Annotated in this window: 13 protein-coding genes; 10 read left to right on the forward strand and 3 right to left on the reverse strand. The window is 72.5% G+C overall.

Annotated elements, in window-relative coordinates; translation table 11 throughout:
* Positions 1-8: 8 nt before the first annotated feature.
* The 10 genes from ACPOLA_RS07480 to ACPOLA_RS07525 all read left to right on the forward strand — a co-directional run bounded on the left by ACPOLA_RS07480 (position 9) and on the right by ACPOLA_RS07525 (position 12,077).
* Positions 9-1,085 carry an acyltransferase family protein gene (locus ACPOLA_RS07480; RefSeq protein ID WP_435769780.1) on the forward strand — a complete coding sequence of 359 codons (1,077 nt, stop codon included), beginning with the start codon at positions 9-11 and terminating at the stop codon, positions 1,083-1,085.
* Between the two features lie 45 nt (positions 1,086-1,130).
* Positions 1,131-2,111 (forward strand): DUF808 domain-containing protein, encoded by a 981-nt coding sequence (locus ACPOLA_RS07485; RefSeq protein WP_435769781.1) that lies wholly within the window; start codon positions 1,131-1,133, stop codon positions 2,109-2,111.
* A gap of 118 nt (positions 2,112-2,229) precedes the next feature.
* Positions 2,230-3,672 (forward strand): adenosylhomocysteinase, encoded by a 1,443-nt coding sequence (gene ahcY, locus ACPOLA_RS07490; protein WP_435769782.1) that lies wholly within the window; start codon positions 2,230-2,232, stop codon positions 3,670-3,672.
* A 301-nt stretch (positions 3,673-3,973) separates the two neighbouring features.
* Entirely contained in the window at positions 3,974-4,681 is a 708-nt protein-coding gene (gene mtrA / locus ACPOLA_RS07495) for an MtrAB system response regulator MtrA (RefSeq protein WP_435769783.1), read from the forward strand.
* 16 nt (positions 4,682-4,697) lie between these two features.
* Positions 4,698-6,383 (forward strand): MtrAB system histidine kinase MtrB, encoded by a 1,686-nt coding sequence (gene mtrB / locus ACPOLA_RS07500; RefSeq protein ID WP_435769784.1) that lies wholly within the window; start codon positions 4,698-4,700, stop codon positions 6,381-6,383.
* Positions 6,380-8,119, forward strand: coding sequence for an LpqB family beta-propeller domain-containing protein (locus tag ACPOLA_RS07505; protein WP_435769785.1), 1,740 nt, complete (start codon positions 6,380-6,382; stop codon positions 8,117-8,119). The genes mtrB and ACPOLA_RS07505 overlap by 4 nt, the downstream gene beginning before the upstream one ends.
* Before the next feature lie 94 nt (positions 8,120-8,213).
* A complete protein-coding gene (locus ACPOLA_RS07510) occupies positions 8,214-9,005 on the forward strand; it encodes a ComF family protein (RefSeq protein ID WP_435769786.1) in 792 nt (263 codons plus the stop codon).
* Positions 9,006-9,376: 371 nt separating this feature from the next.
* Complete coding sequence (hpf, locus tag ACPOLA_RS07515) at positions 9,377-10,009, forward strand: ribosome hibernation-promoting factor, HPF/YfiA family (protein ID WP_435769829.1); 633 nt, start codon at positions 9,377-9,379, stop codon at positions 10,007-10,009.
* Between the two features lie 57 nt (positions 10,010-10,066).
* Entirely contained in the window at positions 10,067-10,768 is a 702-nt protein-coding gene (locus ACPOLA_RS07520) for a response regulator (protein ID WP_435769787.1), read from the forward strand.
* Between the two features lie 94 nt (positions 10,769-10,862).
* A complete protein-coding gene (locus ACPOLA_RS07525) occupies positions 10,863-12,077 on the forward strand; it encodes a winged helix-turn-helix domain-containing protein (RefSeq protein ID WP_435769788.1) in 1,215 nt (404 codons plus the stop codon).
* Here ACPOLA_RS07525 and ACPOLA_RS07530 read toward each other — a convergent pair.
* The 3 genes from ACPOLA_RS07530 to ACPOLA_RS07540 are packed head-to-tail and all read right to left on the reverse strand — an operon-like array spanning position 12,055 to position 16,477.
* Entirely contained in the window at positions 12,055-13,665 is a 1,611-nt protein-coding gene (locus ACPOLA_RS07530; protein WP_435769789.1) for a succinic semialdehyde dehydrogenase, read from the reverse strand. The genes ACPOLA_RS07525 and ACPOLA_RS07530 overlap by 23 nt on opposite strands.
* Positions 13,666-13,716: 51 nt before the next feature.
* Positions 13,717-14,622: an oxygenase MpaB family protein gene (locus tag ACPOLA_RS07535; protein ID WP_435769790.1), complete on the reverse strand. Its 906-nt coding sequence runs from the start codon at positions 14,620-14,622 to the stop codon at positions 13,717-13,719.
* On the reverse strand, positions 14,597-16,477 hold the full coding sequence (locus ACPOLA_RS07540; RefSeq protein ID WP_435769791.1) for an AMP-dependent synthetase/ligase: 1,881 nt from the start codon (positions 16,475-16,477) through the stop codon (positions 14,597-14,599). Before ACPOLA_RS07540 ends, ACPOLA_RS07535 begins: the two co-directional genes overlap by 26 nt.
* Between the last annotated feature and the right edge of the window lie 10 nt (positions 16,478-16,487).

Below are 16,487 nucleotides of genomic sequence, written 5' to 3' on the forward strand. Positions count from 1 at the left end.
GAAGGATCATGGCCGCCTCGAGGGACCCGTGGCTCGACAACGCCAAGATGGCACTCATCCTGCTCGTCGTCGTCGGCCACACCTGGGCCCTGCTCCCGGCCGACGGACCGGGCGGCCGGGTCTACGACTTCCTCTACCTGTGGCACATGCCGGCCTTCATCTTCATCTCCGGCTACCTCTCCCGCGCGTTCGAGTACGCCCCCGAGCGGATGTGGCAGCTGGTGCGGACGCTGCTCGTGCCGTACGTCCTGTTCGAGGCGGCGCTCGCGGTGTTCCGCGTCCACGTCGGCGGGGAGCAGATCCAGGATCTGTTCACCGACCCGCACTTCCCCCTGTGGTACCTGCTGGCGCTGGTGGTGTGGCGCCTGCTGACCCCGCTGTTCCGGCCGATGTGGGGCGGCGTGGTCGTCGCGGTCGCGGTCTGCCTCGCCGGCGGCTTCGTCGGCGGCGAGCCGGCCAAGGTGATGGACGTCGCCCGCATCCTCGGCTTCCTGCCGTTCTTCGTGCTCGGCCTCAAGGCGACGCCGGAGCGGCTGGGCTGGCTGCGCGGCCGGTTCCCGGCCGCTCTCGGCCTCGCGGTCCTCGGCGTGCTGTGGCTGCTGGCGGGCAGCCTCGACCGGTGGGCCGAGCGCACCTACCTCTACTACCGGCCCTACGAGCTCGTCGACGCCTCCGACACCGAGGTGGTCCTCACCCGCCTGCTGCTGGTGGTCGTGGGCATGGCCGGCGCGCTGGCGTTCCTCGCGCTGGTGCCGCGGTGGAACGGCTGGTTCGCCCGGATGGGGTCGGCGACCCTCGTCGTCTACCTCTTCCACGGGTTCGGGGTGAAGGGCCTGGAGTACGTCGGCTTCCAGCCGTGGGCCGCCGAGCGCAGCTGGCTCGGGTTCCTCACCGCCACGGCGGTCGGCGCCGCGCTGGCGCTGCTCCTGGCGTCGCCGCCGGTCCGCCGGGCGCTGCAGCACGTGGTCGACCCCTGGACGTCCGCGCAGCGGGAGGTTAAGGACGCGGTCCGGCTGACGGCCGTCGCCCAGGAGCCGGACGTCGAGCACGAGCAGGCGGGCGAGCGGGCTCTCGCCGGCCGGTAGCCTTCGCGCCATGTCCCTCACCGTGACCGTCGCCGGAGTGTTCGCGTGAGCGCCGGCCTGTTCGGGCTGCTCGACGACGTCGCCGCCATCGCCAAGCTGGCCGCCGCCTCGGTCGACGACGTGGGTGCTGCCGCCGGCCGCGCCACCACCAAGGCCGCCGGGGTCGTCGTCGACGACACGGCGGTGACACCGCAGTACGTCCACGGGGTCGCCGCCGACCGCGAGCTGCCCATCGTCAAGCGGATCGCGATCGGCTCGATCCGCAACAAGCTGCTGCTGATCCTCCCGGCGGCGCTCCTGCTCAGCGAGTTCCTCCCCGACCTGCTGCCGATCATCCTCATGCTCGGCGGTGCGTTCCTGGCCTACGAGGGCGCGCACAAGATCTGGCACAAGCTCTCCGCCCACGACGACCACCCGGTCCCCGTCGTCGAGATCGGTCCCGAGGCGGAGAAGCAGATGATCGCCGGAGCCATCCGGACCGACCTGATCCTCTCCGCGGAGATCATGGTGATCGCGCTCGACGAGGTGGCCGCCGAGGGCTTCTGGTCGCGGCTGGCGATCCTGGTCGTGGTGGCCATCGCCATCACCATCGTCGTGTACGGCGTGGTCGCGGCGATCGTGAAGATGGACGACACCGGCCTGCTGCTGACCCAGCGCCGGTCCGGCCTCGCCCAGCGGGTGGGCCACGGCCTGGTCGCGGCGATGCCGCGGCTGCTGGCCGTGATCTCGGTGGTCGGCACGGTCGCGATGCTGTGGGTGGGCGGTCACATCCTGCTCGTCAACGTGCACGAGGTGGGCTGGTGGGACGCGCCGTACGACTGGGTCCACGGGCTCGAGCACGACGTCGAGCACGCCGTCCACGGCTTCCTCGGCGCCACCCTCGCCTGGCTGGTCAACACCGGCATCTCCGCTGTCATCGGCCTCGGCGTCGGCGCCGTCGTGGTGACGGTGGTGGCCCTGCTCCCGTTCGGCCGGGCGAAGGACCCGCTCGAGCCCGGCCACGAGGACGCGACGGGACATTCCTAGGGATTCACCCAGACCCGATCTGCGCTTGTAGGGTGGTGCAGGTCATGCGCGGGAGATCCCGAATGAGCGCAGATGCGCCGCAGGACGAAGAACTTCCGAGCCTCGAGGACCACATTTCATGGACTACAAGGTTGCTGACCTGAGCCTGGCCGAGTACGGCCGCAAGGAGCTCTCCCTCGCCGAGCACGAGATGCCCGGCCTGATGGCGCTGCGCGAGCGCTACGGTGACAGCAAGCCGCTGGCCGGCGCGCGGATCGCCGGCTCGCTGCACATGACGATCCAGACCGGTGTCCTCATCGAGACCCTGGTCGCGCTCGGCGCCGACGTGCGCTGGGCGTCCTGCAACATCTTCTCCACCCAGGACCACGCCGCGGCCGCGGTCGTCGTCGGCCCCGAGGGCACGGTCGACAACCCGACCGGCACCCCGGTGTTCGCCTGGAAGGGCGAGACCCTCGCGGAGTACTGGGACCTTGCGGAGAAGGTCTTCGACTTCACCGACGAGTCCGGCAACCCGGTCGGCCCCAACATGCTGCTCGACGACGGCGGCGACATCACGCTCCTCGTGCACAAGGGCGTGGAGTTCGAGAAGGCCGGCGCCGTGCCCGGTCCGGAGACCACCGAGAACGAGGAGTTCAAGGAGGTGCTGCGCGTCCTGGGCCGCTCGCTCGACAACGACCCGCAGCGCTGGACCAACATCGCCAACGGCATCAAGGGCGTCTCCGAGGAGACCACCACCGGCGTGCTCCGGCTCTACGACCGGTTCAAGGAGGGCTCGCTCCTCTTCCCGGCGATCAACGTCAACGACTCGGTCACCAAGTCGAAGTTCGACAACAAGTACGGCTGCCGCCACTCCCTGATCGACGGCATCAACCGAGCCACCGACGTCATGATCGGCGGCAAGGTCGCCGTCGTCTGCGGCTACGGCGACGTCGGCAAGGGCTCCGCGGAGTCCCTCCGGGGCCAGGGCGCCCGGGTCATCGTGACCGAGATCGACCCGATCTGCGCGCTGCAGGCGGCGATGGACGGCTACGAGGTCCGGCGGCTGGAGTCGGTCGTCGAGTTCGCGGACATCTTCATCACCACGACGGGCAACTTCGACATCATCCGTGTCGAGCACTTCGAGAAGATGAAGAACCAGGCCATCGTCGGCAACATCGGCCACTTCGACAACGAGATCAACATGGCCGGCCTGGCGAAGATCCCGGGCATCGTCAAGGACGAGATCAAGCCGCAGGTCCACCAGTGGATCTTCCCCGACGGCAAGAAGGTCATCGTGCTGTCCGAGGGCCGGCTGCTCAACCTCGGCAATGCGACCGGCCACCCGTCGTTCGTCATGTCGAACTCCTTCACCAACCAGGTCCTCGCGCAGATCGAGCTCTTCACCAAGACCGACGAGTACCCGGTCGGCGTCTACGTGCTGCCCAAGCACCTCGACGAGGAGGTCGCCCGACTGCACCTCGACGCGCTCGGCGTCGAGCTCACCGAGCTCACCCAGGAGCAGGCCGACTACCTCGGTGTCCCGGTCGAGGGCCCCTACAAGTCCGACCACTACCGCTACTGAGTCAAATAGCGCGAGCGCGTCTCCGGCGTCGAGGGAGGCAGCAAGCTGCCTGAGCGGCGCCTCCCGCCGCGCTGCCGCGCAGGGCTCGACAGCGCGAGCGCGTCTCCGGCGTCGAGGGAGGCAGCAAGCTGCCTGAGCGGCGCCTCCCGCCGCGCTGCCGCGCAGGGCTCGACAGCGCGAGCGCGTCTCCGGCGTCGAGGGAGGCAGCAAGCTGCCTGAGCGGCGCAACGGCTCGAGCACCGGAGCCCCGCACTCTCCGGGAGTGCGGGGCTCCACCCGTTCCGGACCTAGGATTGCGCCCATGACCCAGCCCGCCGGAGCGTCGTACCCGACGAAGGGGCGCGTCCTCGTCGTCGACGACGACGCGCCGCTCGCGGAGATGCTCGGCATCGTGCTGGGGCAGGAGGGCTTCGAGAGCCGGGTCTGTCTCCGGGGCGATGCGGCGCTCGCGGTGTTCCGCGACTACCGCCCCGACCTGGTGCTGCTGGACCTGATGCTGCCCGGCAAGGACGGCATCGACGTCTGCAAGGAGATCCGCGCCGAGTCCGGCGTGCCGATCGTGATGCTGACGGCGAAGGGCGACACCGTCGACGTCGTCGTCGGCCTCGAGTCGGGCGCCGACGACTACGTCGTCAAGCCGTTCAAGCCCAAGGAGCTGGTCGCCCGGATCCGCGCCCGCGTACGACGCACCGAGGCCGTGCCGCAGGAGACGCTCACGATCAGGGACATCACCATCGACGTCGCCGGTCACTCGGTGACCCGCGGCGGCGAGGAGGTGCAGCTGACCCCGCTGGAGTTCGACCTCCTGCTGTGCCTGGCGCGCCGGCCGGGCCAGGTGTTCAGCCGCCAGGTGCTGCTGGAGGAGGTCTGGGGCTACCAGCACGCCGCGGACACCCGGCTGGTCAACGTGCACGTCCAGCGTCTCCGGTCCAAGGTCGAGCACGACCCGGAGCATCCCGAGATCGTGCTGACCGTGCGCGGCGTCGGCTACAAGGCCGGCTCGGCCTAGGCGGGGCGGGACACCCGTGGCCGGGGCCCTCCGGAGCTCGTGGGCGAGGCTCTCGCCCGGCATCCGCCGCGCCCTGACCTTCTGGCGGCGGTCGATCCAGGCACGCGTCGTGGTCAGCACCGTGGTGCTGTCGGCCGTGATCGTGAGCGTCGTCGGCTGGTACCTCCTGCAGCAGACCCGGGAGGGCCTGCTCGACCACCGGGTCGAGGTGGTGCTCGGCGAGGTCGACGCGGAGGTGGGCGACGCGCGCGACCGGCTGGCTGCCGCGTCCGGCACGGAGGTCAACGCGGGCCGGCAGCAGCGCGACCTGGTCGACGAGATCATCAACCGTGGGGAGACGCGCGGGTTCAGCGTGGTGCTCGCCGGGCCGGAGGGCGACGACCCACCGCTGCGCGAGGGGGGCGGGGAGTACACCAGCGGGCTCGACCTGCGCAGCGTGCCGACCAACCTCGAGAACCACTTCGACGGCGTCAACCGCCGCACCGCCTGGACCTACAGCGAGATCACCCGCACCCAGGACGGGAAGGTCACCACGGTGCCCGGCGTGGTGGTCGGGTCCCAGGTCCAGCTGCCGTCGGACGGCAACACCTACACCCTCTACTTCCTGTTCCCCCTCACCGAGGAGGAGGAGACCCTGGGCCTGGTCACCCGTGCGCTGCTCACCGCGGCCGGCCTGCTCCTGGCCCTGGTCGCCGGGCTCACCTGGCTGGTGACCCGGCAGGTGGTCACGCCCGTCCGCCTCGCGCGCCGCGTCGCCGAGCGGCTGGCGTCGGGCCGGCTCCAGGAGCGCCTGGAGGTGACCGGCGAGGACGACATCGCGCGGCTGGCCTACTCGTTCAACCAGATGGCCTCCAACCTCCAGCGGCAGATCCGCCAGCTGGAGGAGCTCAGCTGGGTGCAGCGCCGGTTCGTCTCCGACGTGTCCCACGAGCTGCGCACCCCGCTCACCACCGTCCGGATGGCCTCCGACGTGCTGCACGACGCGCGCGCCGACTTCGACCCGTCGACGGCCCGCGCGGCCGAGCTGCTGCAGGCCGAGCTGGACCGCTTCGAGAACCTCCTGGTCGACCTGCTCGAGATCAGCCGCTTCGACGCGGGCGCGGTGGTCCTCGACACCGAGGACATCAACCTGCTGGACCTCGTCCACCGGGTGGTCGACGCCGCTCGGCCACTGGCCGACCAGCGCGGGGTGCGGGTCGTCGTCGAGCACCCGCCGTCCCCGGTGCGGGCCGAGGTCGACGCCCGTCGCGTGGAGCGGATCGTGCGCAACCTGGTCACCAACGCCATCGACCACGCCGCCCACGACGACCCCGACGAGGTCGTGGTCGTGCGGCTGGCCGCCGACGCCGAGGCCGCCGCGATCACGGTCCGCGACCACGGCGTCGGGCTGGCGCCGGGCGAGGCGGCCATGGTGTTCAACCGGTTCTGGCGCTCCGACCCCGCCCGCGCGCGCACGAGCGGCGGCACCGGCCTCGGTCTCGCGATCGCGCAGGAGGACGCCCACCTCCACGGCGGCTGGCTCCAGGCCTGGGGCCGCAGCGGGCAGGGGGCCCAGTTCCGGCTGACCGTGCCCCGGCGTGCCGGGGCGCCGGTGCGGCGCAGCCCGCTGCCGCTCGTGCCGCGCGACGCGGCGTCCAGCGACGCCGCGATGGTGACCGAGCGGACCACCGTCGTGCCCACGGGGGAGGGGAGCCTGCCGTGAGCCGTCGGGTGCCGCCCCTCCTCGCCGCACTCCTCGCCGTGGTGCTCCTCGGCGGGTGCGTCGGCCTGCCCGACGAGGGTCCGGTCGTCGAGAGCAGCGTGACGGAGGAGCAGGACGCTCACCGGCCCAGCGACATCGACGCCCGGCCCCCGGTGCCGGGCGCGTCCCGCACCGAGGTGGTCACCGGCTTCCTCGAGGCGATGACCGCGTGGCCGGTGCAGACCAGCGTCGCGAAGCAGTACCTCACCGACGAGGCGGCCGGGCAGTGGAACCCCGAGCGGGAGACGATCGTGTACGGCGACGCGCTGCCTGCCCGCGAGCTCGGCGGCGAGGTCTCCGTCGAGCTGACCGCGGCCGACCGCCTCGACGAGATGGGCGCCTGGCGTGGTCCGCTGCCCGACGACGAGATGACGCTGCGCTTCCGAATCACGATCAAGGACGGCGAGTTCCGGATCAGCGACCTCCGCGACGCCCTGGTCGTGCCGGCGCCCTGGTTCCAGCAGCGCTACCGCCAGGTCTCGCTGTACTACTTCGACCCGATCGCCAGCATCCTGGTGCCGGAGCCGGTGTTCGTGCCCAAGGGCGACCAGCTCGCGACCACGCTGGTGTCGGCGCTGTTCGCCGGCCCGCCGCCGCGGGTGCGGGGACTCGTCCGGAGCTTCCTCCCGCGGGGGTTGAGCGTGGGCCTCTCCGTGCCGGTCGACGAGGAGGGCGTCGCCGCGATCACCCTGGTGGGCGACGCTCCCAGCGTGCGCCCGGAGGCGGCCGAGCTGCTTCTCGCCCAGCTCGCGTGGACGTTGCGCCAGGACAGCCACATCACCGCGTTCCGCGTCAGCGTCGGCGGCACCGACCTGGCGATCCCCGGGGGTGGCACGACGTACCCGGTCGACGGTGCGGCCCGCTTCGACCCGGCCGGTGCCGACGCGACGACGCAGCTGTTCGGGACCAGCCGCGGCCGGTTGCTCTCGGGCGGCAGCGGTGCGCTGGTCCCGGCGACCGGCCCCTTCGGGGAGGAGTCCGCCGGGATCCTCGAGGTCACGGCGAGCACCGACGGCGACCGCGCGGCCGCGGTCGACCAGGGCGGTCGACGGCTGCGCCTGGCGCCCGTCGAGGACCCGGCGGGTGCGCCGGCGCAGACCGTGCTCACCACCAACGGGACGTTCGCCAAGCCGACCTGGGACCACCGGGGCCGGCTCTGGGTGCTCGAGCGGCGCCAGGGCGCCGCGGTGGTGTGGTCGGTCCGCGGATCGCGGGCGCGCCGGGTCGACGTACCGGGCATCTCCGGCCGCCGTGCGCACCGGCTGCTGGTCTCCCGCGACGGCACCCGGCTGATCGGCGTGGTCCGCACCGCCGCCGGTGACGAGGTGGTCGGGGCGCGGGTGGTGCTCGACCGGCGCGGCCGGGTGGCCCGGGTGCGCGAGCCGTTCGTCGTCCGGGCGGCGGAGGGGAGCCGGATCCAGGACATCGCCTGGAACGGCCCGGTGCACCTCGCGCTGCTCACCCCGACGCAGCCGCGGGCCCTCTACGAGGTGGACAACGTGCCCGTCGACGGTGCGGCGATCGGCGCCGACGCGCTCTCCACCCTGGTGCCCGGCGACGTGATCGGCCTGGCCGGCAGTCCCACGCCGCGCGCGGCCACCCTCGCCATCTACGCCGACCACTACGCCGACGTCGTGACGCAGGAGGAGTACGACGTCGACGTGGCGCCGCTCGACCAGCTCGACTACTCGGGGTAGCTCCGGCCCCGCCGTCGGACCGCACGATGGCGGCGGTCCACAGCCCGCGCGGCCCGGCTTGTGTCCCGCACCGCCCGGCTGCTGGTCTGGCCCGATGCCTGCCCGCCCGATGCGCCACGATCCCGTGCGGGTCCTCCCGATGCTCGCCGACGGGCTCGTGGACCTGCTGCTCGGGTCGGCCTGCGTGGGGTGCGGTCGGCCGGGCAGGGTCCTGTGCGAGGGCTGCCGCGGCTCGCTGCCGGACGGGGCGGCGCTCGCCTGGCCGTCGCCCGTGCCGCCCGGGCTGGTGCCACCGTTCGCCACCGGGCCCTACGACGCGGTGGTGCGGGCCATGGTGCTGGCCCACAAGGAGAAGCGGGCCCTGGCGCTCGCGCGGCCGCTCGGCGGCCTCCTCGCACAGGCCGCCGCGGTGGCGCTGGACTCCACGGCCACCGCCCGGGACGACCCCGTCGTGCTGGTGCCGGTGCCGTCCCGCCCGGCCGCCGTCCGCCAGCGGGGTCACGACGCGACCCTCGCGATGACCAGGTTCGCCGTCCGGGCCCTCGTGGCGGCGGGCCGGCCGGCGACCGTCGGCCGGCTCCTCCGCCTGCGGCCCGGCGTCGCCGACCAGTCCGGGCTCGACGCCCGCGGGCGCGCCGCCAACCTCGCCGGCTCGATGACCGCCCCGGCGCGGCTCGTCCGGCGGCTGGGTGAGCGCGTCCCGCGGGCCCACGTCGTGGTGTGCGACGACGTGCTCACCACCGGCGCGACCCTGCGCGAGGCGCAGCGCGCGCTGGAGTCGGCCGGCCTCGCCGTACGGGCCGCGGCGGCCGTGGCCGCGACCGCGAGGAGGGTGCCGCCGCCGCGATCGGCGGCAAGCCTTCCGCCGTCACCACCGACCGACTAACGTCTCAACATGGAGTCCGCCCGGGTCCGTGGTTGCGCCGCACAGGCCGGGCAGGAGCCCTGCCGGTGCCGGCAAGCCGAGGCCAGTCGCAGGCGAAACGGCCCACGTAAGTCGGCGCTCGCGCCGACGATCACGGTGCGGCTTAGTCGTAAGTCCTGCCCCGGGTCGGCCGCCGGATGCGGTCGCCCCCGGGAGAAGGTCAGTAGTGGCAACAAGCTGCGAGCGCCTCAGCAGGCGGGTGTGGGGACGAAGACCAGGTCGGCCGGGCGGACTCCACCCGCGCGTCTCCGCGGAGCGTCGCTCCGCGTCGTGCGGGGCCTGCCTCGACCTGCACAACCGAAGAACCCATCAACCAACACGTGGAGGTAACGATGGACGTCGTGGTCACCGGACGGCACTGCGAGATCTCGGAGAGGTTCCGGGCGCATGCCGCCGAGAAGCTCGCGAAGCTCGAGAAGCACGACCACCGCATCATGCGGGTGCACGTCGAGGTCGACTGCGAACCGAATCCGCGACAGCACGACCATGCCGTCCACGTGGAGCTCACCGCCTACTCGAAGGGGCCGGTGATCCGCGCCGAGGCCGCGGCCGACGAGAAGATGGGCGCCCTCGACCTCGCCCTGGACAAGATGGCCGCGCAGATGCGCAAGGCGGCCGACCGCCGCCGCGTGCACCGCGGGCGTCGGACTCCCGTCTCGGTCGCCCAGGCGCTCTCAGCCGTCCCGGTGGACGGGATGGAGGAGCCTGCGCCGGCGGACGACACGGTGGAGGAGCGGCAGGTCGGGCCGATCACCGTGACCGGTGACGGCCCGCTGGTGGTGCGTGAGAAGACCCACCCGGCCAGCCCGATGACCCTCGACCAGGCGCTGTACGAGATGGAGCTCGTGGGCCACGACTTCTACCTCTTCGTCGACAAGGAGAGCGAACGTCCGTCCGTTGTCTACCGGCGCAAGGGGTACGACTACGGCGTGATCTCGCTCGACCTGGGCGAGCGGGAGAGCTGAGAGGCGCGGAGCGACCCGCCCCCGGCACGTTGTTGGTGAACGTGTCATGATGCGGCGGTGGCGAGTGGGACTCTGTCGGCGGCCGGACCGGGACAACCGGTGACCGAGCCGGTGCGCGTGCTGGTGGTCGACGACCAGGAGCTCTTCCGGCGCGGCCTGACGATGCTGCTGGGCATCGAGGAGGGCATCGACGTCGTCGGCGAGGCCGGCGACGGCGCCGAGGGCGTCGACCTCGCGGTGAGCACCGTGCCCGACGTGGTGCTGCTCGACGTGCGCATGCCGAAGAAGTCCGGGATCGAGGCGTGCGTCGCGATCAAGGAGGCGGTCCCGATGACGAAGATCATCATGCTGACCGTCTCCGACGAGGAGGCCGACCTCTACGAGGCGGTGAAGAGCGGCGCCTCCGGCTACCTGCTCAAGGACTCCTCGATCGAGGAGGTGGCGCAGGGCATCCGCGTCGTCGCCGACGGCCAGTCCCTGATCAGCCCGTCGATGGCGGCCAAGCTGATCACCGAGTTCAAGACGATGTCGAAGCCCGAGCGGTCGCAGGGGCCCGCCCTCAAGCTCACCGACCGCGAGCTCGAGGTGCTGCGCCTGGTCGCCAAGGGCCTCAGCAACCGCGACGTCGCCAGCCAGCTCGCGATCAGCGAGAACACGGTCAAGAACCACGTCCGCAACATGCTGGAGAAGCTGCAGCTGCACTCCCGGATGGAGGCGGTCATGTACGCCGTCCGTGCCAAGCTGGTCGAGCTGGACTGAGGCCGCCCGCCGGGCCGCTCTGTCGGCTCTTGTCGGTCCGGTCGGTCTTGCCGGTCCTGTCGGTCCTGTCGGTGCCGCCTCCTAGGGTTGCCGCGTGCCCACCACCCAGTCGCTGTCGCGCGCCCAGGCCCGGCGGGTCGCGCTCGCGGCGCAGGGGTTCACCGACCCGCCGCACGCCTCGCCGACGATGCGCACGTTCGCGCGCACCCTCGAGCGGACCGGCGTGCTCCAGGTCGACAGCGTCAACGTGCTCCAGCGCGCCCACTTCATGCCGCTCTACTCGCGGATGGGTCCCTACGACCCCGACCTGCTGCGGCGGGCGGCCTCCGGCCGTCGCCGCCGGATCGTGGAGTACTGGGCTCACGTCCAGGCGTTCATGCCCGTCGAGCTCTGGCCCGTGATGGAGTTCCGGAGGCGGTACTACCGGGAGCAGCGCGGCAAGTGGTGGAGGTCGGTCGACGACGACCACGCCGGTGCGGTCCTGGCGGAGGTACGCCGCCGCGGACGCGCCGTCACCGCCCGCGACCTCGACGACGGCACGCCGCGGGCCCGGGAGCACTGGGGCTGGAACTGGTCGCAGGCGCGGGTCGCGCTCGACTACCTCTACATGTCCGGTGAGCTCGCGATCGCCGGCCGCAACCAGCAGTTCGAGGTGCAGTACGACGTCCCCGAGCGCGTGCTGCCGCCGGCGGTGCTCGCCCAGCCGTCGTTGACCGAGGCGGAGGCCCACGTGGAGCTGGTCCGCCGGGCCGCTCGGTCGCACGGCGTCGCCAGCGCCCACTGCCTCGCCGACTACTACCGCACCGGCGTGACGCCCGCGCGTGCCGCTGCGGAGAAGCTGGTCGCGGCCGGCGAGCTGGAGCGGGTCACGGTGGAGGGGTGGCGACGGCCCGCCTACCTGCACCGGGACGCACGGCTGCCCCGGCGGGTCCGGGCCCGCGCGCTGCTCAGCCCCTTCGACCCGGTCGTGTGGGAGCGGGCCCGCACGGAGGCCCTGTTCGACTTCCACTACCGGATCGAGATCTACACCCCGGCCGCGAAGCGGGTGCACGGCTACTACGTGCTGCCCTTCCTGCTCGGCGACCGGATCGTGGCGCGGGTCGACCTCAAGGCCGACCGGGCGACGGGCAGGCTCCTCGTCCCCGCCGCCTTCGCGGAGGCCGCTGCGCCGCCGGACACCGCGGCCGAGCTCGCGGCCGAGCTGGGTCGGCTCGCCGGCTGGCTCGGCCTCGACGTGATCGAGGTCGGTTCGAAGGGCGACCTGGCCCCAGCGCTGGCGCTGGAGCTCAGCGCACGCGCAGCCTCCTGAGCAGCCGCAGCTGCGCGTTGCCGAGACCGACGAACCTCTCCAGCGTCATCGACGGCGGCGGGCCGAGGGGCACCAGGCGCTGGGTTGCGACGGTCTGCGACTCGGTGTACTTGCGGATGCCCTCGGCGCCGTGCCGGCGGCCCAGGCCGCTGTCACCCATGCCGCCCATGCCGGCCTCGATCGAGCCGGCGGCGGCCGCGGCACCGTCGTTGACGTTCACCGAGCCCGCCCGGACGCGCTGCGCCATCTTCTCGGCGGCGTCGACGTCGCGCGACCAGATGCTGGCGGACAGGCCGTAGCTGCCCTCGTTGGCCTTGACCAGCGCCTCGTGGTCGTTGCCGACCCGGTAGAGCGAGACCACCGGACCGAACGTCTCGTCGAGGCAGACCGGCATGTCGGCGGTGACCCCCTCCAGCACGGTGGGCTCGTAGACGAGCGGGCCCAGGTCGGGACGGGCCCGGCCGCCGGCGACGACCGTCGCTCCCGCCGCGACGGCGGAGTCGACGTGGGCGGTCACCGTGTCGAGCTGGGCCTGCGACGCGAGCGAGCCGACGTCGACGGTGAAGTCGAAGGTCTGGCCGAGCCTCAGCGCTGCGGTCGCCGACACGAGAGCGTCGCGGAAGGCGTCGTACACGGCCTCGTGGACGATCACCCGCTCGACGTGGATGCACATCTGGCCGGTGTTGGCGAAGGCCGCGGCCACGCAGCCGGCCGCGGCACGCTGCACGTCGGCGTCCTCGCGCACGATCAGCGGGTTCTTGCCCCCGAGCTCCAGCGACGCAGCGATCAGCCGCTCCCCGGCGCGGCGGCCCACGTGCCGCCCCGTCGCGGTGGAGCCGGTGAAGCAGATGTGGTCGACGCCGGAGATGATCGCGTCACCGACGACCGAGCCGGGGCCGACGACGACGTGCCACAGGTCGGTGGGGAGCCCTGCCTCGGCCATCAGGGCGCGGGCCCACAGCAGCGTGAGGGGCGTCTGCGAGTCGGCCTTGCTGACCACCCCGTTGCCGGCGAGCAGCGCGGGGACCACGTCGCCGACGGCGAGATAGAGCGGGTAGTTCCACGGCGAGATCATGCCGACCACGCCCTTCGGCACGCGGACCTCGCGGACCCTGGTCAGGCCGGGCATCGCGCCGCGCACCCGGTTGTCGACGAGATAGCGCCGGCCGTGGCGGGCGTAGTGGCGCGCCAGGTTGGCGACCTGGAGGATCTCCTGCCACGCACTGAACCGGGCCTTGCCCATCTCCCACTGGATGAGGTCGAGCACCTCGTCCTGGCGCTCGACCAGCAGGTCGTGGAAGCGGAGCATCACCTCCGCCCGTGCCGTGTAGGGCACGACGGCCCAGGCGCGCTGCGCCGCTCGAGCGCTGTCGATGGCCGTCGCGACGTCGTCGGCAGTGGACGCGGGCACCTCCGCGGTCGGCAGGCCGTCGTACGGCGCGGTGGCGATGCTGGTGGCGGTGCCCGACGGGTCCCGGTGGACCCAGCGGCTCCAGCCGGCGATGCGGTCGTCGGTCACCCACGCGGGACGCACCGAGGTGCGGGTGGCTGGGCTGGCTGGGTTGGCTGTGCTGGCTGTGCTGGTCATGGGGGACTCCTCGGCGGTCAGGGGGTCGTCAGGCGATCGATCAGGGGGCGGTCAGGGATAGCGGACGGGCTCGGGCGAGGTGGCGCCGCCGCGACGGGTGCGGCGGGCCCGTAGGTAGGCGAGCAGGCTGAACCGCACCGGCTCGGGCAGCCGGTTGCCGAGCCGGGAGAGCCGCTGCACCCGGCGGACCGTGCGGTGGGCTCGCGGGGACGGCGGGGGAAGCCCGATCCGGGCGCGCAGGTCAGGGTCGACGGTCACCGCGATCACGTCGCGCTGGGCCCGCAGCAGCGGTGCGGCCGCCAGGGCGAGCAGCCGGTCGGCCAGGCGGTGCCCGACCGGCAGGAGCCGCGGTGCCCGGGGCGCCATCCACAACAGGTCCTGCACGACGGGGTTGTTCTCCAGCCGCGGGAGCATCTCCTGCCAGCCGATCCAGAACTGCTCCCGGGTCTCGGGCAGCTGGTCGGGTCGCACCCCGATGAGCAGGCCGAGCCGGCGCCACTCCTGGAACAGCTGCTCGTCCTGGTCGTCGGTCAGTCCCGGGCCGAAGTCGCGCAGGAACAGCCGGCTGCTCTCGTAGGCGGTCCAGTGCACCCAGGCGTAGGCCTGCTTGTCGAGCGCGCGGTAGGCCCGGCCCTGCGCGTCCACGCCCTTGATCTGGGCGTGCATCCGCAGCAGCCGGTAGCCCTCCTCGGCGGACGCCGCGCCGCCGTACACGCTCTTGACGACCGAGATCGTGGTCCGCCAGAGCCGGCCGTAGGGATCGGTCTTGTAGACCGACTGCTGCTCGACCCCGGCACCGACCATCGGGTGGGCCACCTGGTGCAGGAGCAGCCGTACGGCGAGCGCGAGCTGCCGCTGGTCGCCGGCGGAGTACCAGACGACGCCTCCCGGCCCGAGCGGGCGGGCGGGCAGGCCACCCGCCCGCTCGCGGTCAGGAGTAGAGACGCTCGAGGACATCGGCGTACTTGGTGTGGACGACACGGCGCTTGAGCTTCAGCGTGGGCGTCAGCTCCTCGGACTCGGCGGTCCACTCGACCGGCAGCAGCTCCCAGGCCTTGACCTGCTCGGGCCGGGAGAGCCGCTCGTTGGCGGCGTCGACCGCCTGCTGCGCCAGCTGGAGGATCGCGGGATGCTGGGCGAGCTCGGCCAGGTCGCCGCCGTACTCGACGCCGAGCTGCTGGGCCACGACCGGCGCGATCTCGGCGTCGAGGGTCAGCACCGCCACGACGTAGGGCCGGCCCTCCCCGAACACCAGGGCGTGCCCGACGATCGGGCTCTCCTTCAGGTAGTTCTCGATGTTGGACGGTGCGATGTTCTTGCCGGAGGAGGTGATGATCATCTCCTTCTTCCGGTCGACCACCTTGAGGAAGCCGTCCTGGTCCATCTCGCCGATGTCGCCGGTGTGCACCCAGCCGTCGTCGTCGATGAGCTGCCGGGTGGCGTCCTCCTGCCTGTAGTAGCCCTGGGAGGCCACCGGACCGCGCGCGAGGATCTCGCCGTCGTCGGCCAGCCGCACCTCGATGCCGGGGAGGGCGCGGCCCACGGTGCCGAGCCGGAACTGCTCGGGCCCGCAGGCGGTGACGGCGGCGCAGGTCTCGGTCATGCCGTAGACGTCGTAGATGCGCATGCCGAGACCCGCGAAGAACCTCGCGACCTCCAACGGCATGGGGGCCGCGGCGGAGGCGGCCCACTCGCAGCGGTCGAGCCCGAGCAGCGCCCGGAGGAAGGCCAGCAGCCCCTCGTCGACGGCCTTGAACCGCGCCTCGAGCTCGGGGGAGGGGGTGCCGCCGTACTGCTGGGCCTCGACGTACTCCAGGCCGACCGCGAGCGCCTGCTCGACCTGCGCCCGCTTCTCCGGGTCGGTCTCGGCGGCGAGCTTGGCGGAGACACCGGTCTTGATCTTCTCCCACACGCGCGGCACGCCGAAGAAGCGGGTGGGACGCACCTCGCCGAGCGCGCCGAGCAGCAGTGCCGGGTCGGCGACCAGGTGGATGTGGGCGCCGTGCATCTGCGGGATGTAGAGCCCCAGCGTCCGCTCGGCGATGTGTGCGAACGGCAGGTAGGAGATGAAGTCGTTCTGCTGGGAGGGGGCGGCGACCCGCAACGAGCAGATGCACTCGTAGAGGACGCCGTGGTGGGTGAGCACCACACCCTTCGGGTTGCCCGTGGTGCCCGAGGTGTAGAGGATCGTCAGCGGGTCCTCCGGCCGGATCCCTGCCGTGCGCGCCTCCAGTTCCGCTGCGTGCGTCGAGCGCCAGGTGCTGCCGGCGGTTAGGAAGTCGGTCCACGCGACGAACCGGTCGTCGCCGGCGGGAGCCTCCGCGTCGATGAGGACGACCTTGCGGATCGACGCCGTCTCCGCCAGCGCCCGCTCCCAGCGGGCCAGGTGATCGGCGCTCTCCAGCACCACGACGGTCGGCTCCGAGTGGCCCGCGACGTAGGCGACCTGCTCCGGCGACAGGGTGTTGTAGACCGACATGGTGACGGCTGCGGCATGGGTCGCGCCGATGTCGGCGACGATGTGCTCGATCCGGTTCCCGGCCATGAACGCGACGCGGTCACCGCCGTTGACGCCGGCCTCGAGCAGCGCGCCGGCGACGTCGAGCGCCTGCTCCCGCAGCTCCCGCCAGGTCACCGTGCGCCAGCCGGGTGCGTAGCCGCCCGAGAGGTCGATCCCGACCTTGTCGGAGTACGCCGGCCGGTCCGCCTGCTCCGCCACGGTGCGGGCGAAGGCGATCGGCACGGTCAGGCCGGCGATCTCCTGCTCGATCTCGGCGCGGACGGCGAGGGTGTCGGCCAGGTTGTCGGTCATCGGTTTCCTC

Origin of the sequence: Nocardioides proteolyticus, assembly GCF_051280635.3 — a bacterium.
Taxonomy (GTDB): Bacteria; Actinomycetota; Actinomycetes; order Propionibacteriales; family Nocardioidaceae; genus Nocardioides.

Bases quoted from the DNA above. Each gene is read 5' to 3' on its own strand.
- ACPOLA_RS07480 (WP_435769780.1), top strand. From the start codon at position 9: ATGGCCGCCTCGAGGGACCCGTGGCTCGACAACGCCAAGATGGCACTC.
- ahcY (WP_435769782.1), top strand. From the start codon at position 2,230: ATGGACTACAAGGTTGCTGACCTGAGCCTGGCCGAGTACGGCCGCAAG.
- mtrA (WP_435769783.1), top strand. From the start codon at position 3,974: ATGACCCAGCCCGCCGGAGCGTCGTACCCGACGAAGGGGCGCGTCCTC.
- ACPOLA_RS07510 (WP_435769786.1), top strand. From the start codon at position 8,214: ATGCCTGCCCGCCCGATGCGCCACGATCCCGTGCGGGTCCTCCCGATG.
- hpf (WP_435769829.1), top strand. From the start codon at position 9,377: ATGGACGTCGTGGTCACCGGACGGCACTGCGAGATCTCGGAGAGGTTC.
- ACPOLA_RS07530 (WP_435769789.1), bottom strand. From the start codon at position 13,665: ATGACCAGCACAGCCAGCACAGCCAACCCAGCCAGCCCAGCCACCCGC.
- ACPOLA_RS07535 (WP_435769790.1), bottom strand. From the start codon at position 14,622: ATGTCCTCGAGCGTCTCTACTCCTGACCGCGAGCGGGCGGGTGGCCTG.
- ACPOLA_RS07540 (WP_435769791.1), bottom strand. From the start codon at position 16,477: ATGACCGACAACCTGGCCGACACCCTCGCCGTCCGCGCCGAGATCGAG.